Origin of the sequence: Bacillus sp. JJ675, from assembly GCF_036963165.1 — a bacterium.
GTDB classification, from domain to species: Bacteria; Bacillota; Bacilli; order Bacillales; family Bacillaceae; genus Bacillus; species Bacillus glycinifermentans.
The window spans coordinates 33,327-58,098 of the sequence record NZ_JBALMR010000024.1; the positions used below are offsets into that span (position 1 = coordinate 33,327).

The 24,772-nt window shown below is 43.9% G+C and carries 26 protein-coding genes and 2 pseudogenes; 19 read left to right on the top strand and 9 right to left on the bottom strand.

From position 1 onward, the window contains the following. Positions 1 to 18 precede the first annotated feature (18 nt). The 5 genes from V7126_RS07110 to V7126_RS07130 all read right to left on the bottom strand — a co-directional run bounded on the left by V7126_RS07110 (position 19) and on the right by V7126_RS07130 (position 4,423). Positions 19 to 2,220, bottom strand: coding sequence for a glycoside hydrolase domain-containing protein (locus tag V7126_RS07110; RefSeq protein ID WP_335497361.1), 2,202 nt, complete (start codon positions 2,218 to 2,220; stop codon positions 19 to 21). Positions 2,221 to 2,324: 104 nt separating this feature from the next. Continuing rightward, positions 2,325 to 2,438 (bottom strand): DUF2000 family protein, encoded by a 114-nt coding sequence (locus tag V7126_RS07115; RefSeq protein WP_335497385.1) that lies wholly within the window; start codon positions 2,436 to 2,438, stop codon positions 2,325 to 2,327. Between the two features lie 127 nt (positions 2,439 to 2,565). Continuing rightward, positions 2,566 to 2,682, bottom strand: coding sequence for a DUF2000 family protein (locus V7126_RS07120; protein WP_236809523.1), 117 nt, complete (start codon positions 2,680 to 2,682; stop codon positions 2,566 to 2,568). Beyond that, positions 2,679 to 3,590, bottom strand: coding sequence for a DMT family transporter (locus tag V7126_RS07125; RefSeq protein ID WP_175075315.1), 912 nt, complete (start codon positions 3,588 to 3,590; stop codon positions 2,679 to 2,681). Before V7126_RS07125 ends, V7126_RS07120 begins: the two co-directional genes overlap by 4 nt. Further along, positions 3,587 to 4,423 (bottom strand): AraC family ligand binding domain-containing protein, encoded by an 837-nt coding sequence (locus V7126_RS07130; RefSeq protein WP_046129078.1) that lies wholly within the window; start codon positions 4,421 to 4,423, stop codon positions 3,587 to 3,589. The genes V7126_RS07125 and V7126_RS07130 overlap by 4 nt, the downstream gene beginning before the upstream one ends. Positions 4,424 to 4,564: 141 nt before the next feature. Here V7126_RS07130 and V7126_RS07135 point away from each other — a divergent pair, with 141 nt between their 5' ends. The 11 genes from V7126_RS07135 (at position 4,565) to V7126_RS07185 (ending at position 13,407) form a co-directional block, all read left to right on the top strand. Continuing rightward, positions 4,565 to 5,032, top strand: a complete 468-nt coding sequence (locus V7126_RS07135; protein ID WP_175075313.1) for a helix-turn-helix domain-containing protein — start codon at positions 4,565 to 4,567, stop codon at positions 5,030 to 5,032. Then, the gene (locus V7126_RS07140) at positions 5,032 to 5,211 is read left to right on the top strand and encodes a hypothetical protein (protein WP_175075312.1); all 180 of its coding nucleotides are present in this window, start codon (positions 5,032 to 5,034) and stop codon (positions 5,209 to 5,211) included. The genes V7126_RS07135 and V7126_RS07140 overlap by 1 nt, the downstream gene beginning before the upstream one ends. Then, positions 5,208 to 5,426 (top strand): hypothetical protein, encoded by a 219-nt coding sequence (locus V7126_RS07145; RefSeq protein ID WP_175075311.1) that lies wholly within the window; start codon positions 5,208 to 5,210, stop codon positions 5,424 to 5,426. Before V7126_RS07140 ends, V7126_RS07145 begins: the two co-directional genes overlap by 4 nt. A 165-nt stretch (positions 5,427 to 5,591) precedes the next feature. After that, positions 5,592 to 6,647 (top strand): iron-containing alcohol dehydrogenase family protein, encoded by a 1,056-nt coding sequence (locus V7126_RS07150; protein WP_046129075.1) that lies wholly within the window; start codon positions 5,592 to 5,594, stop codon positions 6,645 to 6,647. 564 nt (positions 6,648 to 7,211) lie between these two features. Then, a complete protein-coding gene (gene skfA, locus V7126_RS07155) occupies positions 7,212 to 7,379 on the top strand; it encodes a sporulation killing factor (protein ID WP_046129074.1) in 168 nt (55 codons plus the stop codon). Between the two features lie 64 nt (positions 7,380 to 7,443). Next, complete coding sequence (skfB, locus tag V7126_RS07160) at positions 7,444 to 8,664, top strand: sporulation killing factor system radical SAM maturase (RefSeq protein WP_175075310.1); 1,221 nt, start codon at positions 7,444 to 7,446, stop codon at positions 8,662 to 8,664. After that, positions 8,661 to 10,154 (top strand): CPBP family intramembrane glutamic endopeptidase, encoded by a 1,494-nt coding sequence (locus tag V7126_RS07165; RefSeq protein WP_175075309.1) that lies wholly within the window; start codon positions 8,661 to 8,663, stop codon positions 10,152 to 10,154. Before skfB ends, V7126_RS07165 begins: the two co-directional genes overlap by 4 nt. Positions 10,155 to 10,173: 19 nt before the next feature. Next, on the top strand, positions 10,174 to 10,896 hold the full coding sequence (locus tag V7126_RS07170) for an ABC transporter ATP-binding protein (RefSeq protein WP_046129071.1): 723 nt from the start codon (positions 10,174 to 10,176) through the stop codon (positions 10,894 to 10,896). Beyond that, positions 10,889 to 12,415 (top strand): sporulation killing factor system integral membrane protein, encoded by a 1,527-nt coding sequence (gene skfF / locus V7126_RS07175; protein ID WP_175075308.1) that lies wholly within the window; start codon positions 10,889 to 10,891, stop codon positions 12,413 to 12,415. The genes V7126_RS07170 and skfF overlap by 8 nt, the downstream gene beginning before the upstream one ends. Positions 12,416 to 12,432: 17 nt before the next feature. Continuing rightward, entirely contained in the window at positions 12,433 to 12,945 is a 513-nt protein-coding gene (locus tag V7126_RS07180) for a HEAT repeat domain-containing protein (RefSeq protein WP_175075307.1), read from the top strand. A gap of 12 nt (positions 12,946 to 12,957) precedes the next feature. Then, complete coding sequence (locus V7126_RS07185; RefSeq protein WP_175075306.1) at positions 12,958 to 13,407, top strand: TlpA family protein disulfide reductase; 450 nt, start codon at positions 12,958 to 12,960, stop codon at positions 13,405 to 13,407. 182 nt (positions 13,408 to 13,589) lie between these two features. Here V7126_RS07185 and V7126_RS07190 read toward each other — a convergent pair whose 3' ends face one another. Further along, the gene (locus V7126_RS07190) at positions 13,590 to 14,351 is read right to left on the bottom strand and encodes a SurA N-terminal domain-containing protein (RefSeq protein ID WP_175075305.1); all 762 of its coding nucleotides are present in this window, start codon (positions 14,349 to 14,351) and stop codon (positions 13,590 to 13,592) included. A 397-nt stretch (positions 14,352 to 14,748) separates the two neighbouring features. Between V7126_RS07190 and V7126_RS07195 the strand changes: the two genes are divergently transcribed. Continuing rightward, positions 14,749 to 15,627: a Vgb family protein gene (locus tag V7126_RS07195; protein WP_175075304.1), complete on the top strand. Its 879-nt coding sequence runs from the start codon at positions 14,749 to 14,751 to the stop codon at positions 15,625 to 15,627. A 47-nt stretch (positions 15,628 to 15,674) separates the two neighbouring features. Here V7126_RS07195 and V7126_RS07200 read toward each other — a convergent pair whose 3' ends face one another. After that, positions 15,675 to 16,058: a YndM family protein gene (locus tag V7126_RS07200; RefSeq protein WP_175075303.1), complete on the bottom strand. Its 384-nt coding sequence runs from the start codon at positions 16,056 to 16,058 to the stop codon at positions 15,675 to 15,677. A gap of 89 nt (positions 16,059 to 16,147) precedes the next feature. On the opposite strand from V7126_RS07200, the pseudogene V7126_RS07205 reads away from it, so the two are divergent. The 6 genes and pseudogenes from V7126_RS07205 to V7126_RS07230 form a co-directional block, all read left to right on the top strand. Continuing rightward, a pseudogene (locus tag V7126_RS07205) lies at positions 16,148 to 16,427 on the top strand (hypothetical protein); the annotation flags it as partial. A gap of 77 nt (positions 16,428 to 16,504) precedes the next feature. Then, positions 16,505 to 17,236, top strand: a complete 732-nt coding sequence (locus tag V7126_RS07210) for a carbohydrate deacetylase (protein WP_175075302.1) — start codon at positions 16,505 to 16,507, stop codon at positions 17,234 to 17,236. Between the two features lie 14 nt (positions 17,237 to 17,250). Further along, positions 17,251 to 18,642, top strand: a complete 1,392-nt coding sequence (locus tag V7126_RS07215) for a PTS transporter subunit EIIC (RefSeq protein ID WP_175075301.1) — start codon at positions 17,251 to 17,253, stop codon at positions 18,640 to 18,642. 56 nt (positions 18,643 to 18,698) lie between these two features. Then, positions 18,699 to 18,908 carry a hypothetical protein gene (locus V7126_RS07220; protein WP_175075300.1) on the top strand — a complete coding sequence of 70 codons (210 nt, stop codon included), beginning with the start codon at positions 18,699 to 18,701 and terminating at the stop codon, positions 18,906 to 18,908. Positions 18,909 to 19,088: 180 nt separating this feature from the next. Then, a pseudogene (locus V7126_RS07225) lies at positions 19,089 to 19,862 on the top strand (MerR family transcriptional regulator). 292 nt (positions 19,863 to 20,154) lie between these two features. Continuing rightward, positions 20,155 to 21,534 carry an amino acid permease gene (locus tag V7126_RS07230; protein ID WP_175075299.1) on the top strand — a complete coding sequence of 460 codons (1,380 nt, stop codon included), beginning with the start codon at positions 20,155 to 20,157 and terminating at the stop codon, positions 21,532 to 21,534. Between the two features lie 420 nt (positions 21,535 to 21,954). Here V7126_RS07230 and V7126_RS07235 read toward each other — a convergent pair whose 3' ends face one another. Further along, positions 21,955 to 22,350, bottom strand: a complete 396-nt coding sequence (locus V7126_RS07235) for a DUF2809 domain-containing protein (RefSeq protein ID WP_175075298.1) — start codon at positions 22,348 to 22,350, stop codon at positions 21,955 to 21,957. Between the two features lie 189 nt (positions 22,351 to 22,539). On the opposite strand from V7126_RS07235, the gene V7126_RS07240 reads away from it, so the two are divergent. Beyond that, positions 22,540 to 23,277 (top strand): vWA domain-containing protein, encoded by a 738-nt coding sequence (locus tag V7126_RS07240; RefSeq protein ID WP_175075297.1) that lies wholly within the window; start codon positions 22,540 to 22,542, stop codon positions 23,275 to 23,277. Positions 23,278 to 23,320: 43 nt separating this feature from the next. Here V7126_RS07240 and V7126_RS07245 read toward each other — a convergent pair whose 3' ends face one another. Further along, complete coding sequence (locus V7126_RS07245) at positions 23,321 to 24,757, bottom strand: alanine/glycine:cation symporter family protein (RefSeq protein ID WP_175075296.1); 1,437 nt, start codon at positions 24,755 to 24,757, stop codon at positions 23,321 to 23,323. Positions 24,758 to 24,772 lie beyond the last annotated feature (15 nt).

The window sequence follows — 24,772 nt, forward strand, 5'->3', positions numbered from 1 at the left end:
TTTCATTAAATAAACAAATTAATCTGCTGTTTTTTCGCCAAATATCGCAAATAACACAGCAGACACTGCCGTACCAATAGCGATTTCAGGTGCTGCAGTTCCCACTATTACAACAGCTGCTACACCAACAGTAGCTGCTATAATTCCTCCAACTGCAACCCCAACTGCTCCCCAATCGATTGGTAAAGCTTCTTGAGGAGCTACAACTGGTTTGCTAGGTGACACATATAACTTCTTAATTTTAAAGGTAATTGTAGCCGACATTTCAGTTTTTGTATCGCCTACTACCGGAATTTCATTGCTAAATATAGTTAATGAGAGATCCAAAGATTCAACAGAAGGTGAAACGTTTACCGAGATATATCCGTTACGCACCGACAAACCGATATTCTTTAAAAGCTCATCATATGAATGAATTTGTGAAGAACTCAATGATGTTTTTGAGTTTCCTAATACTTCTGTAATCGATGCTCCGACCTTTCCGTTTTTAACTTGCAGTGTACCCGGTGATGTTTCACTTGGCTTTTTAAATACCAGTGAAGTAGACAACGTAATATCCAAGTATAGCGACTTGTAAACTGTCTCAGTTTTATCAAAAATAAACATTGTTGTAAATAGTTCAGAAATACTGCTCAGTGCCGGGATATTTGCTAAAATGTTTCTCAATGTGCGTACGCGTGCGTCATAGACCGGATCTGACGACGGGGTGACGCTTGCAGTACCTTTGTCCCTGCCTGAGTAAGCATCTTTATCAATGCCGATCATACCGCTTCCGCTGCCGATTGATTGTTCGTAGAATTGGTCAAAGGCCCAGTTTTTCGGCATTGTGTAGCCGAGGTTGCCGCTGAAGCCGGTCGACATATCGGCGACGAAGCTGTATTCCGTCAAACCTGCGTCGGCTGTTCTGATACAGATGTTTCTTGGCCCGTATACGCCGATCTTATATTTTGGCGAATTCGGAATGCTTTGCATTTTGTCAAACGCTGCTTTGATTTCATTAAAATAAGGGATGATTTTGTCTGTTACTTCATAATCATACGCGTCAAAATCAACGGCAAAATAAATGGTTGTGCCTGATGGGAAGCCTAACCCTTGTGCTGCGTTGACAGCGGCATACGCATCTGTTGTTCCTTGATTTTGCACGAAATACGAGGATTCGTAGCCGCCGTCCTGATAAATCGGAAACACTCTCAAACCTTCATTAAAAATGATGGAAAGCTCAGCAGGGGTCATTGCCTTTGATTTAAGGCCGCTGCTTGTCCGCACATTGCCCGTCAAATATCTGCCGACAACTTTATATCCGTTGTTACGCAAAGTTTTTGCAGTTGCTGCTGTTAGAACCGTGGAAGTGTCGCAGGCCGCGGCAGCACGCGAAGTATCGCCGGAGCTTGACAATAAAGCCTTGATTGTTGCCATATTGGCAATTCCCGTTGCCGGCAAACACATGAAGCTTTGAAAGCGTGAGACGGCAGATTCCACTTCTGCATCATAAACGCCGTCAAATTCACCTGAAGGATAGCCATTGCAATATAATGCGTATTGAAGAATCAGCACGAACTTTGTTCTGGAATCGCCTGGTTTAAGTGTCGGGCATTTGCTTGTTGTCCCTGGTCCAAAATTGCCGTTTGCCACACTTGTACTCATGCCTTCTTCTTTTTGCAAAGCATAAATCAGTGCCTTATTTGTCTCTCTGGAATAAACGCCGTCACAAGGCATTAATCCGAAATAAGCATTGTAATCCCGATTTAAATTTTGCTGAATTTGACGAATTTTCGTATCACCATTTCGAAGCAATTTAAAAGCGCTCATGTTGAGCAGAGCTTTCATGATTTGTGCAGTGACAACACCGTCTTGTTTGGCTAGGCCTGCAGCTCTCTGAAACCTTTTCACGGCATCCTCTGTACTCTCAAAGAAGTTACCCGTTAAACCGCCGGGATTAAATCCACTTCCTTTACACCAAAAAGCGCCTTGCAGAATGTAATTTAAGTTTGTAGGTTTTTCAGTTTTTTTCTGCTTTTTTAGCGGCACAAATTTGCTCTCTGTCGCCGGTCCGAAATTATCGGCGGGCTCTGCGATACCGAGTTCGATCTGCAATGCTCTCGTTAAACCGTAAATCGTCTCCCAGCTTGGTTTTCCGTTCTCTTTCACCTTGTTGTAGCCGTGTTTTCCGCTGTAGGTTTTGTTTAGCCATTCCTGAGTTTTCAATACCATTTGATCCATAGAAGGTCCCTCTTTTCTTTATTTAGGCTTTCACTATTAGGTGGCAAACGTATGACAAAAAAATAAGGGCATTGACCCATTCAGCAGTCAATGCCCGTAATTGTTTATTTTAACAGCCCCAAGCTCCCGGTCAGCCTGTTCACCTTCTTCTTATCCCCGCACATTCCGATTCCATAATAGCGGTAATCGGAGGAAGCGGAAGCTTGGAATTTTTCGATATATGCTTCATATGTATGACAGCTCTGGGCCGCATCGGGAGGATATCGTCGAACTCGTCGGTGAGCAGCTTTTGTCTCAGTTCATGAAGAAGCCCGGCGTTTCCTTTTAAGATGGGGATGGGGACTTTTACGATTCGATCCCTGAGCCGTCTGTTACGTTCCCGCCGAGAATGGCGGCTGTATTGGCGGTCAGTCCGACAGGCAGGCTTTCGTCTATGACGAGTGCGCATTTTGTTTCATTCAAGACGTATGCTCCTCCTTCAGCTGCGGTTTGGATTTCATCTCAGAAATATAAAGGCCTGTTAGTGTCAGCGCGCCTCCGACAAAGGCGATCCATGTCAGTTGTTCGTGCAAAATGATAATCGAAGCGGCAATCGTGATCACGGGCACCATATAAATGTAGGCGCTCGTTTTCACGGCTCCGAGCACCCCGACCGACCAGTTCCACGTCACAAAGCAAAGAGCGGATGCGCCAGCACCCAGAAACAACATGTTCAGCAGGTTGACGGAGGAAGCGAATGGGCTGAGCGTAAAACGGAAGTCAAACAGGAACAAAGCCGGGATCATAAAGATCAGCCCGTAAAGAAAGATGCGCTGGGTGCATTGAATCGTGTGATGGCGAAACGCGCTGATTTTTTTCATTAAAATGGCGTATATTCCCCAAACAAAAGCAGAGGCTGCGGCAAGCGGGTCACCGAACGGATTCAGCTTGAGCACGACGTTTCCATTGAAAGATATAAGCAAGAGACCGGTAAAAGCGGCGGCAAATCCAATGAAAAAGTGCGGCTTAAGCTTCTCGCCGTCCAGAAGGAAATGAGCCAGGACGGCTGTGATCATCGGGATCACCGAGACGATCATGCCGACATTTGAAGCATATGTGTAGGTGAGCGCGATATTTTCCAATAAGAAATACAAGGTTACGCCGCATAAGCCGGCCCCTGCAAAAAGGATCTCCTGCCGCAGGCTCTGTACGTTCAGAACGCGCGGGTGAACGATGAGCAGGACGATCAATCCAAGCAAAAATCGATAAAACAAAATCTCCATTGGCGAAAAATCCTCGAGCAGCACTTTTGTCGAGACAAAGGTCGTCCCCCAGATGAGAATCGTTAAAACGGCTGCAAGGTGTCCGGCGGTTTCACGTCGATGATTCATCCTTCAATCTCCAATCTGTCTTGTTCAAAGATTTTCATATATTGTTTCGGCGTCAGCCCGACCTGCCGCTTGAAAAACTTCGTCAAATGGCTTTGGTCGCTGAAGCCCGTTTGAAAGGCGGCGTCGATCGGCTTTACGCCTTGTTCCAGAAGCTTTTTTGCCTGATTGATGCGCACGGTTTCCAGGTAGCTGTACGGAGAAATTCCTTTTTGCTTCGTAAACGACCGCAGCAAATGATACTTGCTCCAGCCCGTGAGTCCGCTGAGATCATCAAGCTTAATATTTTCCGTATAATGCTCTTCTAAATAACCGCACACGGTTTTGACTTCATCAGACGGTTCGGGCGCGCGTTCGAGGAACGTCACGTCTGAATACGTTCTGATCAGCTCTTCAAGAAGGTTGAGAAACAGCTCCTCCTTTTGAAGAGCTTTTTCCTTTTGCAAAATTTGCACGTGCAGTTCTTTCAAGCTGGACGTCAGCTCATGGCGGAACAACACGTTTTGCGTGAAGTAAGGGAGGCTTTCGGCGCCCGTTATCTCCTTCACGGCTTTTTCCATTACATCAGGCATGACGTTGATGCTGCGGTAATCAAGGGCCTTCCCGTCAATTTGCTCGCAGCTGTGCGTATCGTGCGGATTAAACAGCAGGAGATCTCCGGGGTTGATGATATACTCCTGTCCCTGGCAAAGCAAATAGCGCTGTCCTTTTTCGATAAAGCCGATCACATAATATTCGTGAAAGTGGTTCGGGAACTTCTGCATGATTCCTTTGAAGCGATAGGCTTCAACCTGCAGGTCTTGATCAAGGATCAGCGTCCGGGTTTCCTCTCGCATGACGGACCTCCTGTCGTGTTGTTGATTGTTTTAGTTTAGCATGTTTTTCAGGGATTTCTTGTATGATGTTGCGGTTTGAAAGATTGAAATATTTCATCAAAAAGTGTAATATTACACTAAATATTGCGATGGAGGAATACTGTGGACAAAGATTATATAATCGAACTTATTTCATTAAAATTAAGGCTGATTCGTACAGAAAGCGGCTATACGCAGGAGAAAATGGCGAATGTTCTTGGGATTTCGAAGAAGACGCTTGTGCAAATTGAAAAGGGAAGGACGACTGCGGGGTGGACGCATGTCGTGGCAGTGTGCGCGCTATTTCGAAACAGTGAGGTTTTGCAGTCAGTGCTGGGGGACGAACCGTTGGAAGTTGTCGAAACTGTGGCGCACCGCAGCATTGACCGGCCGAAGGGGAAAACGCTCGGCGGCAGGGTATGGTGGCGGGAGATTGACTGTAAAGGAGATTTTCGTATGCAGCAAAATTTGATTTCACATCATTACCGGATTCTGGATTCCTATGATGACCTCTGGTACAGTACGTTTGAAAAAGAGGAAGCGATGGCGCGCTTGGATGAGCTGGCGAGTGAGAACGGCGGAATTCAATAATGAAAAGGCTGAACGTCATATTAGGGCTGATCAGTGCAGTATTGCTCATCGGTCCGTATGCAATTTTTTATGTCCTAGACCACGGCAATCCGATCATGAATGCGTGGGTTCGCTCAGATGCTGAAAAGCATTTGTCGGAAATAGGGCATCAGGAAAAAATTATAAAGAGAATCATGTGATTGAACCTAAAACTGTGATAAACAAAGACTATTTTTTAACGCAATCTATGGGCGTTTTTAAAGATGAGCCGGATATGACATATTATTATGGAAAAAACAAAAAAACGGGCAAGATCGTTCAGTTTTGTGAGAAAAATGAATTAAGCGGCACGAGTGATGGAAAGACGAAGCACAGCGAACCGCACTGTGATTTCAGTCTGAAAAACCGTGGCTAAACGCCGGCTGGTTCAATGACAACATCACCATTTCTTCGACATGTTTCATATGAAACATGTATTTTTTTGGAATCCGGCGCGGCAGCGGGCTCGTAATATAATTTGACACAGTTTTAAAGAAAGTGAGATGATTGGCGTTAGAAAATAATAGAAGGAGATGGTGTCATGCAGCCTGAAGATATCGTCAGAAGCGGACCGAATCAATATATATGCAAGGAAGGAATCACGCGGGAGCTCCCGGCGTTTTTAGAGGGGTTCAAGCAGCCTGTCATTGTCACCGGCGTGAAGTCGTTTGCGGCTTTTTCCAATCATGCGGCGCTTCCGGCTGATTGGAAGGTGATTCAGCATAAGGGAACCAGTTCGCTTCGTGCGATTCGCAAAGCAGCCGAGGAAGCAGGTGCGGCGGATATCATCATCGGGATCGGCGGGGGAACCGTTTTAGATACGGCGAAGGCAGTCGCCGATCTGCTGAGTATTGAAGTGATGACGATTCCGACAATCCCGGGAACATGCGCCGCAGCTACGCCGCTCAGTGTGATTTACGATGACGAAGGGAACTTTGAAGGGGTGCAGTACCATAAGCGTTCAAGCTATTTGACGCTTGTTGACCCTGTCTTGCTTTTATCATCCCCGATTGCTTACGTAAAAAGCGGGATCGGCGATACGCTTGCGAAGTGGTATGAAGCTGAGGCGATCATCAGAACGACGAAGGATGCGCTGTCGATCATGGTTCAGGCGGGGCTCAGACAGTCCGTCTATATTCGCGACATCCTGTTAAACGAGAGTCTGCAGGCTGTAGAAAGCATCGAAAAAGGCGAACCATCTCCGGCTTTGGCGAATGTGCTGGAAGCGGTCATCGCACTTGCCGGAACGGTGGGCGGCTATGCAGGCCGCTACGGCAGAATGGCCGGGGCCCATGCGATTCACAACGGTTTGACGTTTATTCCGGAAACCCATCATGTGCTCCACGGTCAAAAGGTCGCTTACGGCATATTGGTTCAGCTTGCGTTGGAAGGACGGACAGACGAAATTCGCGAGCTGCTTCCGCTATATGATGCGCTCGGATTTCCGAAAAGGCTGCGCGATCTGGGCATTGTCGAAAACATTGAGCAAGCCAAACAAAAAATTGCAGCCCACGCGTGCAAACCGGAAGAGTCGCTTTGCTTAATGGGAACGTTCAGCGAAGCGGATGTCGTTGCTGCGATCGGGTCATTGGAATAATAAAAAGCGCCCTTGAATTGAATTCAAGGGCGTAAATTTTGTGTACAACATGCATTTTTGTTTAGAAAGTATCTATTATACTGTTTAATCATGAAATCTCAGTTGTAAATGAAATACCGGGTCAAAGAATTTATGCAGAAATCGCAGAATTTGTTTTAAATGCTTTTGATTCGCCCTTTATTAACATAAACTAAGATTTCGAAATTCTTATTGAACCATTTGTATATGCAAATGGTTTGTTTGATTTTAGATCTCCCGTGTTAAAAAACTCTCCACACCTGCCATCGATGAAATAAAATCCCTACATTCAGTTTCTATATTTCCATTCTGTCTCCCCTTGAATAACTTAGATATTCGTTACTAAGTCAAGAGAAGGGGAAGAAGTTAAATATAATTAGAAAAGGTCTTTTGGATGGTTATGAAATATTACATATAGATGAGAAAATTTGAATAAAATGTATTTAATTACAAAATTCCCCTTACTTCGACAAAAGTGAATTGTTATTGTGATGTTAGGTGGAATCTATTTATGTGATTCCACATTAAAAATAGGAGGTGAATTTCATGAGAGGTAATGAAAAAGAATGGGAACCAGTAAACCAAAAAGGGCTCTCTAAACCAGCAGGAAATTCAATTATTAAAGCTGCTGGTTGTATGGGATGCTGGGCAGCGAAAAGTATAGCAATGACTCGCGTTTGTCCGTTGCCAAGTCCTCAAATGAAAGTGATTTAAATCTATTAAGTTTCGACAAAAACGGGTAGGGGGCATGCAGCTCCCTATTCAAAAGGGGGATTCTATGTCTTTATTGGGAGAATTATCGGAAATGGAACTAAGTGTACACCTTCAGCCACATGGTGCTTTATTGGTAGATCGTAAAAGTATGTTCTATTACAGGCTTAGTGGAAGGGGAGTGCAGCTTGCTCTTTTACTGGCTGAAAATAATAGCTTGCAAAAAACAGCAAGAATATGGGAAATAGTAACGAAGGAGGAAATGAGTGCTGATAAATTAAAAGAAGAATTAAGTACGCACCCATTCACTGCTGCATGGACAGAAGGATTGTTAGATAAACGGTTAATGATTACCGGCTCTACAAAGTCTTATTTACCTATTAGCTGCACACTTCAATTTACAAACTCTTGTAATTTGAGTTGTTCGTTTTGTTATGCAAGTTCAGGTAAACCTTATCAAAACGAGTTGAATGCTTTCGAATGGATAGAGGTAATGGAGAAGCTTGCTGCACATGGTGTGGCAGATATTACAATTACTGGTGGTGAAGCAAAATTAATTAAGGGATTTAAAGAACTTATCACTGCAGCAAGTTCATTATTTACCAATGTAAATCTTTTTAGTAATGGATTGAATTGGAGAGATGAAGAAATAGAACTTCTTAAACATTTAGGGAATGTATGTGTACAGATAAGTATTGATGGGAGTGCCGATACTCATGATCTCCTTAGAGGGAGAAAAGGCAGTTTTAAAGAAAGTATGAGAAATGTCAAGCGAATGACCGATTCTTCTCTCTCTGTCATAGTAGCTATGACTATAAATGAATTAAATGCTTGTGAGGTTTTGGAGGTCATTGAGAATTCTGTCGAATCTGGCGCCACTATTTTTAGGGCAGGAAGAACACTTAATGTGGGAAGAGCTTCAGATACAAGAGACATTTCTTCAGAAACAGAGCGTTTAGTAAAGCAACAGCTTAAAAAAGCGATTAGTGATTGGGGAGATCAAATTATCATTATCGATTGGGAGGAAGAAAAAAATGGTGTAACTGACTTTTGTACACCTGGATATTTGGCTTGGTATATCAGAGCTGATGGTTATGTAACACCGTGTCAAATTGAGGAATCAGCAATTGGACATATCTTGGAAGATAGTATGTTAGATATCGGTTCGCCTGAACGTTTAATGCAAGCAAAATGTAATGCGAAGCATTGTAGATGTATAGGTAAAATAGAGTTATCAGAACCTGATCTGCCGTTTAGTCAAATACGTATAGATGAGGTTAAGTCATGACTGTTTTGACTATTATTCTATGGATTTCTATTTCTGTGATAGGCTTACTTTTATTTCATAAATTTAAGCCTTTAATTTACCAATCTTTGTTGCTTGATAAAGATACTGCTCGATTAATTTGCAATAAGTTTATTAAGCGCTATGTCGGGATAGATGTAACTGATTGGGATTGTTATGCAATGTATTGGTATGACCATGATACTGTTAACAAACTGCATCATTTAGGTTTACTAAATAAAGTTCGACAAGTCCTGTATCATTGGGGATTGGTCGAGTCTTGGAGAATTCGTTTTGTAAATCAAAATAAATCAATTATAGCTGGAGTGAACTCAAAGGGAGAAATTACATTTTTTCATGCGGATGTACCACGAAGAGAATTGCCCAAGAAAGTTTCTAAAATCTCTCCAGAGCAGCTGAAATTAGAACTTGCTGCTTCAAATGAAGGACTATGGAGCCAAGCGGAAGTAAGTGGAGCAGGTGAAAAAGAAGAAGCTCTTGAAAATATCACGACTTATTGGTATATTGCCGAGTCGGATAATGTCAGAATGAAAATGACGGTTGAATTACATAATGGCTGTATATTAAGTATTGGAAGTGAACAAGAAATCCTAACAGAGAAAATGGGTGTTGCAGTAAAAAAAGAGCACCTTGAATCGACGTTAGGTATGACGGGGGTAATAGGGTCTTTAATTGCTGTAATTGCAGCAATCATGGTATTAATTAACATGGACATTCGCGCGGACGTCACAACTAGTATGATACTGGGAGGGATTCTTATATGTTGCAATCTATTAACTTTAAAAGAGGATATACAATTAACAATTGTAAATGCATACGATTCAAGGATAAGTGTAAAGATGGTGTATATATTTGGAACTTTGTCTACTATTCTTGCAGGTTTATCAACAGGATTTGTCGTATTTATATGTTCATTAGCCGGAAATACTGTAGGGTACAGCATGAAATGGTCAGTATGGGATAACCCTGCTTCTCAAGTATTAAGCGGAATAAGCATAGGGCTTGCTTGCCTGGGGCTGTCTGCTGCCATGTTTACAGTTCTTGAAAAGAAAAAATTATTACGTATCTCTCCTGAACTCTCAAATCGCACTGTCTATTTGTCCGGCTTTACATTTAGACAAGGACTAAATATCAGTCTTCAAAGTTCCTTATCAGAAGAGACGGTGTATAGACTTCTTATGATTCCTACAATTTGGTTGCTAACTGATAATATGGTGATTGCTGTCTTGGTTTCCTCAGTTTTATGGGCAATAATGCATCAAGGAACAGGCTATCATCCTAGGTGGATACGATGGTTGCATCTTACCCTTTTTGGATGCTTACTAGGGTTTGTCTTCCTACAATATGGATTTATATCAGTATTGGCTGCTCACTTCATTCATAACCTCATCTTGGTCTGTAAGCCGCTATGGGATTATAAAGTCAGAAAAAAACTTCAATTTGGCAAAAATACGAATCAATCTTCATTCTAACAATGAGGAGAAGGTAAATATGAAAATCATGCAAGTCAAAAATTTAACAAAAAAATATCATAATGGAGAGGGAATTGATCAACTATCTTTCTCAATTCACGCAGGGGAAATCGTTGCTTTGCTCGGTCCTAACGGAGCGGGCAAAACAACGACAATCCGCTGTATTACAGGCTTATATAAATCTGATAACGGTGATATTGAAATAAACGGTCTGAGGCCAGGTGATAATCGAGTTCAACGGATGGTTGCTTTAATTCCAGATCAACCTTATTTGTACCCCTCTTTAACCGTAGCCGAACATCTTCAGTTTCGAGCAAAAGCTTTTAATATTAAAGAAAACATACAAGAGAAGGTCCAAGAAGCGTTAAAAAAAGTGAACATGGAAGGAAAGGCCGATCGGATAACTGGACAGCTTTCCAGAGGACAAAAACAACGTGCTGTTTTAGCTGGGGCAATCATTCAAGACGCATTGTTATACATATTGGATGAACCGACAGTAGGTTTAGATATTCCTTCAAAACAATGGCTCTCTCAGTGGCTGATTAATAAAGCAAAAAACGAAGGAGCAGCAGCTCTTGTCTCCACTCATAGTCTTGATTTTGTGCTGGAAACTGCTCATCGTGTTTTATTGATTCGAGATGGGATACTTATAAAAGAGATTGATGTCCCCGAAAATCAAAAGGACTATTTAGCTTGGAAACAGGAAGTAATCGATCTCCTGGGGGATTGGTCGGATGATTAATATTCTGTCATTCTTATTTCTTCAGTCAAAAAGAAAAATTCTCAAACAAGAACAAGAAAAAAAGCTCCCTTTCTTAATTTTGTTTTTGTTTTTAGGGGCAATACTTATCCAAATTGGTTTTATAGCAAAAACGGAAACTTGGAATTCACCTTTAACAGGATGGATCTTGACAGGCGCTTTTATTGTCTATACGTGCTTTGGTCTTTTATCAAACCGTATTCCCAGCCAGATGGAGGATGTCATTTGGCTATATACTGCACCTTATAAGTTATCCGAGATCATTTATGCGGCATTAGTTTGGAAAGCTATTTGGAAGGGTTTACTATGGTTGTGCTCCGGCATCGCAAGTGATCTTATTTTACTATTATGGAAACAACATTACATAAATTTGACCGGAAAAGCTATAGGTCTGGTACTTTTAATCATTGTAATGGAGACTTGGATTATGGCGGTTTCATGCACAAGAGCAGTCAGAAGCGTAAAGTTTATATTTACTTTTTTTACACTGATTCTAAGTGTGTTTTATTGTGTAACTCTCTATTACTCTTTTATTAATGATCGGCCGCCAAGTTTTTGGAGGGTAGCGGGGGATCAAGTTGGTGAATTCGGCAACATTCTCATGCATTTTTATTCTCCGGTTGAATTTATAATGTTAGGATTAATTCTTATATCTATTGTAATAATTCACTTTACTTCAAATAAAATAGAGAGTAAAGAAAAATTGGTTAAAGAAGCTGAATTTTGGGCGGAATTTCAAGATAGTAATGTAGGTTTAGGCCAAGACCACTTTAAAGAAAAGCAAACTTGGTGGGGGTTGAAAGGATTAGTCGGTGTTTTTTCATTTTTATGGGTAGAGATTTTACTAGTTAAAAAAAATTTATTTTTTCATATGTCTCATTTTGCTTTTCTGTTACTCCTGTTTCCATATTTAATGTCAAAATATCCAGATGTATTTAATCTTCTTTTCACTTTAATTGTATGTGCTACTTTTTTTAGTTCTTATTATTCGGGCCTAGTTCGTCATGCAAAATCTGGCGATTTATTTCTGCTCCCGGGTTCATTGTGGAAAAAAGTGCTTTTGCTTGAGGTTTCAAATACTATATGGCTGTTCGTTCTTTTGGTTGTATCAGTTGTGGCACGTCAAATATTTGACCAGTCTTCAGTTGGAGAAGCCTTGCTTTTCATAATGTATGGGATAGGGGGGTATATATTTTTACTAACAATTCGTTGGGTATCATTTGTTCAAACACGACAAAAAGATCCGTCGATTTCTTTAACTTCCTATTATAAATATTTTTTAATAAATAGTGCTGTGAGCATCTTCTTTTTATTCATTGTTTTTGTTATTGCTCAAAAAGCTGTTGTGTTTATTTTTCCGGTAATTTTGATCGGAACAGGAGGTTGGACATGGTTTTTATTCTATAAATATAGAAGAAGTACTTATTTTAACTATCTGTGTTTAGGAACATTTCTCTTTTCTATTCTTCTGTCGTTAATTATAGGGAAACTGATAAACTGAAAAGTTTGGAGGGACAAATGAAATTGGAATCAAAAAAAAATCTAACGCAATCTGTAAGAAATCTTGCAAATAAAAACGAAGTTACGGTTACTAAAGCGATTGGGGAACTCAAGGAGACTGGAAAAGCAGCAATTCCAGTTTTGATTGAAGCATTGAAGGAAGAGGGCTCTTTACGCAATATTGCTGCAGCTGTTTTAGGAGAATTTGGTGAAGATGCTAGCGAAGCGTCACCAGAACTCGCATCACTTCTAAAAAGCGAGAAGGAAGAAACGAGAATGGCGGCGGCTATTTCATTAATGAGAATTGGTAAAGGCAGCCTTCCATACCTTATTGAGATTGCTAAAAATATGGATGGTCCCCCTTGCTTTTGGGCGTCTTGGGCAATAGCCTGGATCGAACCTTCTAAAATTGAACGAAAAATGTATGAATGTTTAAAACACGAACAAGAGAACCCATCCGGATTGGTTGCTCCGTTTGCGGCAGAGGAAGCCCTGGGGAAAATTATTGCTGCACAGTTAAAAGAAAAATAATGGAGGGTTTTTATGAAGAAAAATGAAATTACCGTTCCATTAATTCCAAATGATTTACCATGGATAAATGTAGAGGAGGGAGGAGTTGATCTTAAGAGAAAACAAAAGTACCTGTTTTATTTTTGGTCTGTCAGTTGTATAAACTGTAGGCAACTATCTGGTGATGTACTGAAAGAAACAAATAAATTTAATAATTTGCAGGTAATTGCTGTTCACGTCCCTTATTCAGAAGAAGAAAAATCTATCGAGTTAGTTAAAGAAAAATCTACAGAGAAGGGGTTTTCATTACCGATTGTACTGGATCAGAACTATCATATTGTTCAAGCTTGTCACATTCAAGCAGTACCAAGTTTTTGTTTATTTGGTTCTAATGGAAAGCTTGAGTTTTCATCAATGGGTGATGTCGGGTTTAAAAAATTACTTCGTCAACTAAATGAGAATTCGAATATGGAGAAAAAATAAGTCCTTTTATCTCTCAAATTTGATGTTTTGAATTAGATGTATTTTCTCGATTTATCCTTTTACATGATTACACTTGTTCAGCAGATTAGAACGTTCAGCGAAGCAGATGTCGTTGCTGCGATCGGGTCATTGGAATAGGATGCGAAAAAAAGGCCGCCGGACAAAACCGGCGGTCCTTGTTTTTATATTTTAAGTTCTACGTTCGCATGCTTTTTCAGCTTTTCAACCTGTTGTCCGAGCTTTTCCTGCTGCTTTTGCTTTTCGAGCATTGTTTTGATCTGTGATTTCACGTCTTCGAGCTTCGGCGTTTTTTGTTTGCTTTGTTTTTGCTGTGCAGCGTATTGATCATAGTATGATTTGATTTCTTCGTTTGTTACTTTATCCTGCGGGACTTCTTTCTTGATATATTTTTCAGCTTTGATGTTGTCGGCTATTTCGGATTTGAATTCGGACATGTTTAAGCCGGCTTTTTTTAAAGCGGCATCGAATTGTTTATCGCTTTTATACTGCTTTTTGCTTTCATCAAGCTGTTTGTTAATTTCTTGGGCAGACGCTTTATAGCCCTTTTTGTCGGCTTCTTCAAGAAGGAGGGTTTGTCCGACAAGGCTGTCGAGCGTTTGTTTTTTGATTTGCTTTGCCGCGTCAGCTGTCGTCGGGTCTTGTCCGGTTTGCTGATATTGCATTTGTGCGGTTGATAATAAGCTGTTGTAGTCGCTGCCGGTGATTTTTTTGCCGTTGACGACTGCAACGGTTTTCTTCTCATCCACTTTTTGCTTATCGAGCTTTTTCTGCATCGCCTTCATTTGTTTCTCTTGATCCTGTGCGTTTTGCGTTGTTTTTGCCTGATCATCGGCTTTTGATTTTTGGCTTTCCTCATTTGAACCGCAGGCGGCGAGAGCGAGAGCCATGAATCCGATCATGAGAGACGAAATCAGTTTTTTCATCAACGTGTGTCTCCTTTCTTGAACAAAAAGTCAGATCGCAAAAAAATGATCTAGTGCGCATTCTAAATGATATTCAATAAAAAAGAAACCATTTGGAATCGATTTTCCAATTTGTAATCAAATTGAAAGGAGTTCGTAATGTTTCAGATGAACGTCCGATATGTGATATACTGTAAAAAAATCGGAAGGGTGAAAAAAGCACATGATCTTATAATCCTTTTTAGAAAAATCCGTTACAAGCATATCATCGTATACGTCTATTCGACTTTGCCAAATGTAACGTCCTTTTTCTGAATAGGATTTGTCATGTGCTTCTATAGTAAAGAAGTTCTTCTTGCTGTGCGGCTGCATCGCCTCCTATTCAGAAAAATCAACACATACAGGGGGATTATTAGCCATGCAGTTGAACATAAACGAATATCCGCTGCCTGATCTTGCATCAGGACCATACGGAATCGCAAGAGGCGCGGATGGTGCGCTTTGGTTTACCGAGCAGAAAGGGAACCGGATCGGCAGAATCACTGCAGCCGGACAGATCACTGAATATGACGTTCCGACGCCTGATGCCGGCGTGTCGATCATCGCCGCCGGAAGCAGCGGAGAGCTCTGGTTTACAGAGTATAAAGCCGGGAAAATCGGAAAAATCACGGTTCAGGGTGAACTGACCGAATATCCGCTTCCGGCTGGAACGGCGCCATTCGGAATCACGGAAGGGCCGGACGGTGCCGTATGGTACACGGACATGGCAGGCCATAAAATCGGCAGGGTGTCCCGATCAGGAGAGCTTACGGAGTATGAACTGTCTTCTGGTTCATTCCCTTCATTCCTTGTTGCCGGTCCGGACGGTGCGCTTTGGTTTACGCAAAACCAAAACAACGCCATCGGCCGCATCACGCCGGAGGGCGACATCCGGGAGTTTCAGATTCCGACTGATCAATCCGGACCGGTCGGGATTGCGGCTGGTCCGGACTGCGCCCTGTGGTTTGTTGAAATAAACGGCAATCAAATCGGGAGGATCACTGTTTCGGGGGAGATCTGCGAATACCCGCTTCCTTCCGAAAACGCCCGGCCCCACGCCATCACCTCAGGTGAAGACGGCGCGCTCTGGTTCACGGAGTGGGGCGCCAATCAAATCGGGAGGATCACGGTGAAAGGAGACATCACCGAATATCCCATTCCTGCGGAGCATGCTGAACCGCACGGCATCGCCGCAGCGTGTGGCGGGATCTGGTTTGCCGAAGAATGCGGCCAAATCGGCCGGTTTACGATTCGCTAGACAAAGAACGTCCCTGTAACATGGGACGTTCTTCGTTTTGGACGCCACTAGTCCGTCCGTGTTTCCATTTGACGGTGATTGAAAAAGCCGAGGTTTTTATTCATCATGTAAAAATGGAAAATGTATTCACCGACCGACATGGCGACTGCTGCGAAAAATGCGGCCAGTGCGGAGGGGCCACCCTCCACTCCCATCGTACGTGAAAGCAGCCAGACAACAAGAAATGCGACGCCCAAATCGGCCAGCGTGGCGGTGATGTTGCTCGTTTTCGGCAAAATAAACAAGTCACCAAGCAAGTAGGAGACGGCGCCTAAAACTACCGTAATCAAGAGGGTATGTCCAAAAGTAAAGCCGAAACCGAGACCGAGTACAAGATACAAAATCACAATCGTCATGATGCCTTTAATCGCAAGAGCTTTGACATGTTCCATCCCCATTCACTCCTTCGTATGAGGTTTACTTTAGTTTTTCCTCGTATGAAGGAATCCAAACATGCTACCCGTCTTCTTTTGAAGTTTGAAATACATTCTATATTCCTTGGAAAATTGCACACCCGTTCTTGTTCAAGAAGAGTGTACAGGCTCATAGTACGATCAGCGGGCATTTGCACATCAACGTCGGTGCCCCGGTATTCCTGTCTGAATCACTTACCTATGATGATCAAGGCGAATACGCTCTGGATCATCACGAGAGGGGATAGAGCGAAGTTTATCGTCGAACAGCAATATGTACATAGGAAAAACCTGTTAACTGAACATTGTTCAGCAGCGGGTTTTTTTCTTTGTTTTGCGGCCCGCTAAATCGCTGCAACATGCTAAAAGGCCGGACCCGGCATATTTTGATAAAGACACCAAAACATCGCAAAGGGGACATCACGGTGAAAAAATTAATCATTAATGCTGACGATTTTGGTTATTCAAGAGGCGTCAATTATGGGATTATCGATGCCCACAACCTGGGGATTTTAACTTCGGCGACCTTAATGGCCAATATGCCGGGAGCCGAACATGCAGCCGGGCTTGCCGAAGCGTGTCCGGGTTTGGGAGTCGGCGTACATCTGGTGTTGACATGCGGAAGGCCGATTTTGCCTGGCCATCGGACAATCGTTGATGTGAAGGGGGATTTTCGGCGGCTTTCTTTTTATCAGGGAGCGTTCACTGTCGATTTGGAAGAAGTGTATGCCGAGTGGAAAGCGCAAATCGAAACAGTGTATGAATTAGGCCTTAAGCCGACTCATATGGACAGCCATCATCATATCAACTCCTATGCCGGGATTACGGAAGTGTTTTTAAAATTGGCGAAAGAATACGGGCTGCCTGTCAGAAATAACATGGAGCATGCGGCATTGGAACAGATCAAAACGACGGACCGTTTCGAACCCGTTCTCGAAACCGCTTTACAGGACGAACAAGCCGTCAGCCGGCTTTTCAATGACTGTGAATCGATAGAGGTCATGACGCATCCGGCTTACCTTGATAAAGCGCTTTTGGCGAATTCCTCGTTTACTTATCCGCGGGCCGATGAGCTGGAGTTTTTGATCGACCGAGAGACCGTAGGGCGGGTGAAGTCGCTGCCGGACGTACGCCTGTCAACATTCAGGGATCTATAAGAGGGGGAGAGGAGATGAAACATTTTCTTCAAAAGCTCGGCAAATCGATGCTCATTCCGATAGCTGCCCTTCCGGCTGCGGGACTTCTGCTTCGGCTGTCTGCTGAAGACATGCTCGACATTCCGCTTTTTCAGGCGTCGGGCGTCATCTTGAACAATATGGACATCTTGATAGCGATCGGCATTGCCATGGGGCTTGCCAATACAAAGGATAAGGGCATTCCCGCCTTGACGGGATTTTTGGCGGTTTCCGTCTTGCAGGAAGGGCTCGGCATCCTGAATCAGAACCTTGATATGAGCGTGTTCGGCGGGGTAGTTGCGGGGCTTGTGGCTGCGTTCATCTATAATCGATTTCATCAAACACGGCTGCCAAGCATGTTCGCTTTTTTTGGCGGTGAAAAGTTTCCGATTACAATGATCATTTTGGTGATGATCCCGATCGCGGGTTTGTTCTCCGTCGTATGGCCTTATGCGCAGGCGGGAATCGATGCTTTTAGTCAAATGCTTGTCGGGCTGGGGGCTTTCGGGATATTTGTCTTCGGTTTTTTCAACCGGTTTTTGCTGCCGTTCGGCCTTCATCATGTCATGAATACGTATGTTTATTTTGGCCTCGGACGTTTTGAAACGGCTTCAGGGGAAACGGTGACAGGCGAAATTACGCGGTTTCTGAATGGCGATCCGGCAGCCGGGTATTTTCTCGGCGGATTTTACGTCACGATGATGTTTGGCATTCCGGCGATTGCCTTAGCCATCACACGGGCCGCCAGAACGAAGAAGAAAGAAACGAAGGCGCTGATGTCCTCCGGAGCGGCCACATCGTTGATTACCGGCATTACCGAGCCGATTGAATTTACGTTTTTGTTTACCTCGCCCCTATTGTATTTCCTCCATTCTGTATACACGGGTCTTGCCGGCATGGTGCTGTACTTGCTCGGCATTCGGCACGGTTTCTCGTGGGGAGCGGGAGCAATCGACTATGCGCTGAATCTGAATTTATCTGATCGGGGTCTATTGTTGATTCCGGTCGGCCTCGCATTCTTTGTCCTCTATTACGTCACCTTTTATCTCGTCATTACAAAGCGAAACGTTCCAGTCATCGGCAGGGAACAGGATGCCGAAGCTCCGGCAAAAAGCGGACCGGGTACAAAGCATTCAGGCTATGAAACGATCGCGGCTAATATTCTCCAGCATATCGGAGGAAGAGAAAACGTGATCGCATGCGACAACTGCATGACGCGGCTGAGGATGAAAGTAACCGATACCTCACTTGCTGAAGAAACCAAATTAAAGCAAGCCGGAGCACACGGCGTCATCAAGATCGGAAGGCATGATATCCAGATTGTTATCGGCCCTGGGGCAGCGAATGTGAAGAGGGAATTGGAAAACATCATAGAGCGGGAATCGTAAATTCGTCATCGCTTTAGTGTTATCATAAAAACAGATGAACGAAAGGGTTCGTGTTCTTGCAAGTCATAAAGGCATATACCCGCCTTATCTCATTTTATGAAAAGCTGTCTGGCTCTCAAGCTGAACAGAGGTTTCAATATCGCGAAGCGGGCTTGGAAACCGCTGCAGTTGGCCGCTTTATTATTTTAGCAGCACCGCAAAAGGCCTTAGAGCCTTTCTTTGGAAACAAAAGCAACCTTGATAGTCGATTCTGTAGAGGAGTTTAAGAAATAGTTCGTAGAACGGCGGTTCTGAGATCATTCGCGACATTCGGGAAGTACCGACGGGAAAAACATAACGATGAAGCATCCCGATGGGTCCATCATTCGTGCAATTCTTCAAATAAATAAAACTTGCACCTCCGGTAACGTGAGGCGTTATGATCGTCGATGAGGGGGATGACAAAGATGGAAAAAGATCAATATTATACAATCGGGGTTTTCTCCGAGAAAACCGGCACATCGATCAGGACGCTGCACTAATATGATGAAATCGGGCTGCTCAAGCCTGAGAAGCACCCTAGCTCAGGACACCGCCTTTACACGGATCAGGATGAAATGACGCTGCATAAGATCACGTGTTTTAAATTTTTGGGGTACAGCCTTGAGCAAATTGCGCGGCTCATGAACGATTCCAGCTTTGACGTCAGTCTGATTGAAACATTGCGCAATCAAAAGAAAGAGCTTGAAGGAAAAAAGGAGCATATTGAAACCGTATTGAAAGCAATCAGCCGGATGATCGGTCTTCTGGAGGAAGAAAAAGAAATAGACGGGGCTATTTTCATGAGCCTGATCAACATCATCCAAACAGAGAAAGATCAGCGCGAATGGCTTGAGCGGAATATGCCGGAAGGAGCCGCCGACCGGTTGTTCAACAAACCTGAAGAAGAAATGGCATCATTGGATAAATCCTTTATTCAATTGGCCAAACAAGTCAAAAGACTGGCGGGAAAACCCGTTGACGATCCCGAGGTGCAAGAGATGGCAAATCGGCATATGAAGATGAGCCTTCAGTTTGTCGGCGAGGATGTTCTGGCGGCCTTCGGCAGCGTCGATACAGCTGAAACAGAGGAGTTTGTGAATCAAATTCCTTCGCCTTATACAAAGGAAGAGGAAGAATGGCTGGAACGCGTGCTGGAATATTATATGCTGCATAACGATAAATACCCTTACCGACAGTAAAAAGCGGCTTTCAGCCGCGATATGCTCTTTGTAAAGCGCACGGTGCCTGCCGGGCGCTTTTCGTATTGTGAGAAAGGACATTATTTTACATTGCGGCCTTTTTCATTTACTATAAATACTGTCCATTTTTTAGGGGATTTTGTTTTGTACGAAGCTGATGGAACGGGGTGTATATTGGAATACATAGCATATCCACGCATCATAAAGCTTGAAATGACAACATTTGATACGCAAAACAATCAGAGTTAAGGAAATCTGTATTTTTCCGGCTTTGTATTTGGAGGAAAGGCTTTTGCGAAACTTATTTCAGAAAAAAGATGTAGTACAACTTTTAGCACAACATCAAAAGCGGAAACACAACCCATCTATGGGAGCGTTTGATTTAACATTGATGGGAATCGGCGCCGTTATCGGAACGGGGGTTATGGTGCTGACCGGGATAACGGCGGCACAGGACGCCGGACCGGCTGTTATTTTTTCGTTCATCCTTGCTGCTGTTGCCTGCAGTCTGGCTGCTCTCTGCTATGCCGAAATATCGTCCGCACTCCCTGTATATGGAAGCGCTTATATTTACTCCTATACAACCATGGGAGAAATCGTCGGCCACCTGATGGGCTGGACGCTGCTGTCGGTATATATGGTCACCTCGTCTGCGGTTGCAAGCGGGTGGTCCAGCTATTTTAACAACTTGCTCGAAGGGTTTGGACTGTCCATTCCGAAACAGCTGCTGACCACGCCCGAACACGGCGGAATCATGAATCTTCCCGCTATCTTGATTACCTTCGTCATCACATGGATCTTGTCAAAGGGAACGAAAGAAAGCAAAAAGTTTAACAATGCAATGGTGATCGTAAAAATATTAATCGTCGCGCTCTTTATTATTGCCGGCAGTTTTTACGTGAAGCCTGAAAACTGGCAGCCTTTTATGCCGTTCGGTGCAGAGGGCGTCATTACCGGAGCGGCGGCGGTGTTTTTCGCATATTTGGGGTTTGATGCCATTTCTGCTTCAGCCGAGGATGTAAAAAACCCGCAGCGCAATTTGCCGATCGGCATTATAGGATCTTTAGTGATCTGTACGATGATTTATATCCTCGTCTGTCTGGTGATGACGGGCATGGTTCCGTACAGCCAGCTGAACGTCCCTGAGGCCATGTCTTACGTTTTACAGGTAGTCAATCAAAACGCGGTGGCGGAAATCATTTCGGTCGGTGCGGTAATCGGGCTGATGGCGGTGATTTTTGCGAATACCTTTGCGGCGACGAGAATCTCGTTTGCCATGAGCAGAGACGGGCTGCTGCCGAAAGTTTTTTCAATAGCGGGGAAAAAATCGGGGGCACCGGTATGGAATACATGGATCACCGGGATGTTAACAGCGTTCATCGCCGGGTTTGTCGATTTGAAAAACCTGTCTGATTTAGCCAATATGGGCGCACTGCTCACCTTTTTGATGGTGAGCCTGTCCGTAATCATATTGCGCAAAACCGAAAAAAACCTGCCGCGAGGATTTAAAGTTCCGTTCGTGCCGCTGCTTCCGATTCTTTCGATAGGCTTCTGCCTGTTTCTGATCGCGAATTTGCCGATGAAAACATGGCTCTATTTTTCTGTTTGGCTGCTGGCCGGAACGGCGGTTTATTTCGGTTATTCTTATAAACACAGCACACTTAAACAATAGATTCTCACGGTTTTATTCAAAGCTCGGCGTGCGAACGGGGCTTTCTTTTATGGAATAAGTGAAAATCATGAATTGAAACGCATCAAATGAAGAAGGCTGGATGAAAGTGCGGGGCGGCATTTTTTACTTCGGAGTATTGGGGAAAAGTCCATAGAACAACAGAGATGGGCAAACCGTAAAGCATGCGGCAGACGATTATAGGGAAGAGATAAACGATGTAGTTCCTCCTGCCAAAAAGGATAGAGACACTGGACATGTCGAAAAAACAGGAGGAAATCATCTGCCGGCTGCAGGAAATGACGGCCTACATCACGCTTTACGTATCGAACCCATCCTCTTTTATTATCGGACTTGTCCAGCGGGTTTTAAACAGCAGAAAGTCACAAAATAAAAGTGCGTATATTTTCCTCAAAAACAGCTTTACAGCTGTTTTTTTCGTTTGTGCATCGCGCGGTCGAAAAGGATGCCCGTTCCAATTCCGAGCAAATAGGCCAATAAATCGGTCCATAAAAATCCATAGCCGAGCACAAGCCCGCCCAGTGCGGTGCCTCGAATCCGGTCGATCCACCCGGCATGATACAGCTGGCTGAATTCTATTAAATAGCAGAACACCAGCGCCATGAACGCGATAGTTTTTGTACGCGCCGTCTTACATAAAAAACCGAATCCGAAGAAAATCATCAGGGCCCAAAGAGCGTCGCCTAAACAGGCATTGACAAAGTCCGGAAGCAGCCCTGCTATTTTTCGTGAACCCAATCCCGCCGCCATGGCCGCGATCACGAGCGAGGCCTGTCGTGTACGGTTGCGTTTGATCATGTGCAAAACCCCGTTTCTAATGATTGAGCAATTGTTATTGAAATAAGGGGAAAATTTCTCTGCGTGCATGTAATCTCTATTGATCTATATCTTATCATCATAATCGAAATCTGAAGGGTTTTTCTCAATTGAAACCTGCGATATGTTGGATTCGTAATAGCTTTATACAAACAAAAAGTAGATTTGCAAATGAACTCGATCAGTCTGCAAAAGAAAAGCTTGAACATCGTTTTGGAGAAAAAACAACTAACGAAAGTTACGGCGCGGGTCGGCTTGGTTTTGGATATTACAGGATCAATGAGGTCTCTTTATAAAAATGGAACCGTTCAGAAGACGGTTGAAAGGGTGCTGGCTGTCGCCGATCGGTTTGATGACGACGGGGTGCTTGATGTTTGGGTGTATGATAACGAATTTTCCCGTTTGGCGCCGGTTACCGAAAAAGATTTTTCAGGGTATGTAGACCGGGAGATTATCAACAATGATTCGATTCATAAATTCGGAAGGAATGATGAACCCCCGGTCATGAAAGATGTTTTGAAAAAATACATGACGGAAGAACCCGGCTCAGAGCCTGCCTTTATCATTTTTATCAATGACGGAGGCTGCAAAAAAACGATAAAACCCATTATCGAGGCGTCCTCGGATAAACCGTTATTTTGGCAGTTTGTCGGAATCGGCGGCGGAAATTTTGATTTTCTGAAAAAGATTGATGCGCTGGAAGGCCGCGTTGTTGACAACGCCAATTTTTTGCATATTCAAGATATAGAACGCATTTCAGATGATGAACTGTATGAGTCGCTTCTCAACGAATTTCCTGCGTGGCTGAAGGAAGCCAAGAAAAAAGGAGTTTTAACAGAACCGGTTCGGGAATCCCAGCCTGATAAGCGGAAAAAGAAGGGATTGTTCAGCAGGTTGTTCAGAAGTTGATCCCGCAAATCAATCAAAAGCCGCCCTTTCAGGCGGCTTCACTTTATCCGGCATGTTCTTTTTTTGCAGCGTGAGCGGCTTCGGAAAGATCCCAGCAATCGATGTTGTCATGTTGTTCCAATACGTCTTTATAAAAGACGGGGTCTTTTCCGGCTTTTCTTTGCTTCACATAGTCATGTAAAGCAGCAAAGGCGTTTTTCGATAACAGGGAGATCGCAATTAAATTGACGATGACCATCAATCCCATGAACAGGTCGGCCATATCCCAGACGAGCTGGACTTTTGCAACGCAGCCGAAGATCACCATTCCAAGCACGCCGATTCTATATAGCAATAAGACTGCCTTGCTTTTGTTTAAGAAACCGATGTTTGTCTCTCCGTAGTAATAGTTTCCAATCAGCGCGCAGAAACCGAATAACAGTATTAAAATCGCAAGAAATCCTGACGCCCATGGTCCGATGTGTTCGCTTAGAGCGGCCTGCGTCAGCGGGATTCCGCTCAGTCCCGGCTGCTTATAGGCATCGGAGAACAAAATGATCAAGGCGGTGCTTGTACAAATAATCAATGTGTCTGTTAAGACGCCGAGCGCCTGGATCAGCCCCTGTTTGACGGGGTGGCTTGTCGTTGCCGTTGCGGCTGCATTTGGCGCGCTTCCCATTCCCGCTTCGTTTGAGAAAATTCCGCGTTTGATCCCGTGCATCAGTGCCGCGCCTAATGCTCCGCCCGCTGCCTGCTCAAATCCGAATGCATTTTTCACGATCAGTGCAAAAACTTCGGGCAGCTGCGAAATGTTAGTCAAAATGACGAAAAAAGCGACTCCGATATAGAGAACGGCTAAAAACATGACGATATATTCGGACAGCTTCGCAATCCGCTTCACGCCGCCGAAAATGATCGTTCCGAAAACGGCGATCAAAATGACGCCGAGCATGAAACGGTCCGTCCCAAATGCGTTATTGAACGCGACGCTGATCGTATTCGATTGAACGGAGTTGAACACGATCCCGAATGACAGGGTGATTAAAATCGCAAACAGGGCGCCCATCCAGCGTTTTTTCAGCCCTTTTTCCATGTAGTAGGCGGGGCCGCCGCGGAAGCCGTTTACATCTTTCACTTTATAAATTTGGGCCAGCGTGCTTTCGACAAAGCTTGAAGCTGAGCCGATAATGGCGATGATCCACATCCAGAAGATCGCTCCGGGGCCGCCTAGTGCAATCGCAATCGCGATTCCCGTAATATTTCCGGTGCCGACCCGGGCCGCCATGCTGATGCAGAACGCCTGGAAAGGAGATATATCGTTTTTGGAACGGTTTGCAGCGCCTTCCCTTATAACGCGGACCATCTCTTTCAGCATCCGAACCTGTAAAAATTTCAATCTGAACGTAAAGTACACTCCTACCGACAGAAGCAGCACGATTAATAGTTTTGACCAAAGAAAATCGTTTATGATTCCAATGACATACTGAAGAGCTTCCTGCATGTTCTCACCTCTTAA

What these genes read in the sequence shown, in the direction of transcription:
- skfA (WP_046129074.1), top strand. Translation starts at nt 7,212, where the DNA reads ATGAGAGGTAATGAAAAAGAATGGGAACCAGTAAACCAAAAAGGGCTC.
- V7126_RS07190 (WP_175075305.1), bottom strand. Translation starts at nt 14,351, where the DNA reads ATGAAAAAACTGATTTCGTCTCTCATGATCGGATTCATGGCTCTCGCT.
- V7126_RS07245 (WP_175075296.1), bottom strand. Translation starts at nt 24,757, where the DNA reads ATGCAGGAAGCTCTTCAGTATGTCATTGGAATCATAAACGATTTTCTT.
- skfB (WP_175075310.1), top strand. Translation starts at nt 7,444, where the DNA reads ATGTCTTTATTGGGAGAATTATCGGAAATGGAACTAAGTGTACACCTT.
- V7126_RS07185 (WP_175075306.1), top strand. Translation starts at nt 12,958, where the DNA reads ATGAAGAAAAATGAAATTACCGTTCCATTAATTCCAAATGATTTACCA.
- V7126_RS07140 (WP_175075312.1), top strand. Translation starts at nt 5,032, where the DNA reads ATGAAAAGGCTGAACGTCATATTAGGGCTGATCAGTGCAGTATTGCTC.
- V7126_RS07110 (WP_335497361.1), bottom strand. Translation starts at nt 2,220, where the DNA reads ATGGATCAAATGGTATTGAAAACTCAGGAATGGCTAAACAAAACCTAC.
- V7126_RS07170 (WP_046129071.1), top strand. Translation starts at nt 10,174, where the DNA reads ATGAAAATCATGCAAGTCAAAAATTTAACAAAAAAATATCATAATGGA.
- V7126_RS07200 (WP_175075303.1), bottom strand. Translation starts at nt 16,058, where the DNA reads ATGGAACATGTCAAAGCTCTTGCGATTAAAGGCATCATGACGATTGTG.
- V7126_RS07235 (WP_175075298.1), bottom strand. Translation starts at nt 22,350, where the DNA reads ATGATCAAACGCAACCGTACACGACAGGCCTCGCTCGTGATCGCGGCC.
- V7126_RS07215 (WP_175075301.1), top strand. Translation starts at nt 17,251, where the DNA reads ATGAAACATTTTCTTCAAAAGCTCGGCAAATCGATGCTCATTCCGATA.
- V7126_RS07150 (WP_046129075.1), top strand. Translation starts at nt 5,592, where the DNA reads ATGCAGCCTGAAGATATCGTCAGAAGCGGACCGAATCAATATATATGC.
- skfF (WP_175075308.1), top strand. Translation starts at nt 10,889, where the DNA reads ATGATTAATATTCTGTCATTCTTATTTCTTCAGTCAAAAAGAAAAATT.
- V7126_RS07180 (WP_175075307.1), top strand. Translation starts at nt 12,433, where the DNA reads ATGAAATTGGAATCAAAAAAAAATCTAACGCAATCTGTAAGAAATCTT.
- V7126_RS07125 (WP_175075315.1), bottom strand. Translation starts at nt 3,590, where the DNA reads ATGAATCATCGACGTGAAACCGCCGGACACCTTGCAGCCGTTTTAACG.
- V7126_RS07195 (WP_175075304.1), top strand. Translation starts at nt 14,749, where the DNA reads ATGCAGTTGAACATAAACGAATATCCGCTGCCTGATCTTGCATCAGGA.
- V7126_RS07165 (WP_175075309.1), top strand. Translation starts at nt 8,661, where the DNA reads ATGACTGTTTTGACTATTATTCTATGGATTTCTATTTCTGTGATAGGC.
- V7126_RS07240 (WP_175075297.1), top strand. Translation starts at nt 22,540, where the DNA reads ATGAACTCGATCAGTCTGCAAAAGAAAAGCTTGAACATCGTTTTGGAG.
- V7126_RS07130 (WP_046129078.1), bottom strand. Translation starts at nt 4,423, where the DNA reads ATGCGAGAGGAAACCCGGACGCTGATCCTTGATCAAGACCTGCAGGTT.